We start from the raw sequence: 1,543 nt of genomic DNA, 5'->3' as shown, positions 1-1,543 counted from the left end.
GCTTGCTCGCGAAGGCGGTGTGTCATTCAGCAGTGATGTCGGCTGAAAGTACGCCTTCGCGAGCAAGCCCGCTCCCACAAGAACTGCGCTCGCCTGACCGGCATTGGTATCTCCCCATTCTGCCTGGACACCGACATGACTCAACGTTGCAATTCCTACTACACCGCCACCCTCAACCAGGACACCGATTATCCGACGCTGCAAGGCCGGCACAAGGTTGACGTGGTGATCATCGGCGGCGGATTCACCGGCGTGGCCACCGCCGTCGAGCTGGCGGAAAAAGGCCTGAAGGTCGCCATCGTCGAAAGCCACAAAATCGGCTGGGGCGCCACCGGGCGCAACGGCGGCCAGGTCACCGGCAGCCTGTCGGGCGACGAGGCCATGCGCAAACAGATGCGCCGCTCCATCGGCGATGAAGTCGACGATTTCATCTGGAACCTGCGCTGGCGCGGACACCAGATCATCCAACAGCGCGTGGAAAAATACGGCATCGCCTGCGACCTCAAACACGGCCACCTGCACGCCGCGTACAAACCCGCGCACATGGACGGCTTGCGCAAGGATTACGACGAGGCGGTGCGCCGTGGCATGGGCGATGAGGTCAGCCTGCTCGACCGCAGCCAAGTGCGCGACCTGCTGCAAAGCGACCTCTACCACGGCGCGATCAAGAACACCCGCAACCTGCACCTGCACCCGCTCAACCTGTGCATTGGCGAGGCCCGCGCGGCCGAAAGCCTGGGCGCGTTGATCTTCGAGAACAGCGAAGTGCTGGAGATCATCCATGCAGACACGCCAGGCGTACGCACCGCCCACGGGCACATCGACGCCAACCAGGTGCTGCTGGCCGGCGACGTCTACCACAAGCTGGAACCGGGCAAGCTCAAGGGCAAGATTTTCCCGGCCATGGGCGGCATCGTCACCACCGCGCCGCTGGGCGATCTGGCCAGGCAGATCAACCCCGAAGACCTGGCGGTCTACGACTGCCGCTTCGTGCTCGATTACTACCGCCTCACCGCTGACGGTCGCCTGTTGTTCGGTGGCGGCGCCAACTACAGCGGCAAGGATTCACGGGACATCGCCGCCGAGTTGCGCCCGTGCATCGAGCAGACCTTCCCGGCGCTCAAAGGCGTGGCCATCGATTACCAGTGGAGCTGCGCGATGGGTATCGTGATCAACCGCATCCCGCAACTGGGCAAGCTGTCGGACAACGTCTGGTATTGCCAGGGCTACTCCGGCCACGGCATCGCCACCACCCACATCATGGGTGAAATCATGAGCCGCGCGATCACAGGCCAAATGGAGCAGTTCGACACCTTTGCCGCCTGCCAGCACATCCGCGTGCCCATGGGCGACCTGCTGGGCAACCCGATGCTGGCTGCCGGGATGTGGTACTACCAGATGCTTGAGCGATTGCGCTGAGGTTATTGGCCAATTCTTCAACATGGATGTTGTTTGTGCTGGCCTCTTCGCGAGCAAGCCCGCTCCCACAAGGGTTATTTGTCAGCCTCAAAATTTGTGGTCGACATAAGTCCCTGTGGGAGCG

General features: G+C 62.3%; 1 protein-coding gene. It reads left to right on the top strand.

The window, feature by feature from the left end:
- The first annotated feature begins 135 nt into the window (after positions 1-135).
- Positions 136-1,419 carry an NAD(P)/FAD-dependent oxidoreductase gene (locus AC3WN7_RS28325; RefSeq protein ID WP_102675863.1) on the top strand — a complete coding sequence of 428 codons (1,284 nt, stop codon included), beginning with the start codon at positions 136-138 and terminating at the stop codon, positions 1,417-1,419.
- The last annotated feature ends 124 nt before the right edge of the window (positions 1,420-1,543 follow it).

This window comes from Pseudomonas sp. FW305-70, from assembly GCF_058783925.1.
Note: the sequence above shows the minus strand (reverse complement) of the source record. Positions and strands in the feature narration are given on the sequence as shown.

Coding starts and splice junctions, on each gene's coding strand:
- AC3WN7_RS28325 (WP_102675863.1), top strand. CDS start 136: ATGACTCAACGTTGCAATTCCTACTACACCGCCACCCTCAACCAGGAC.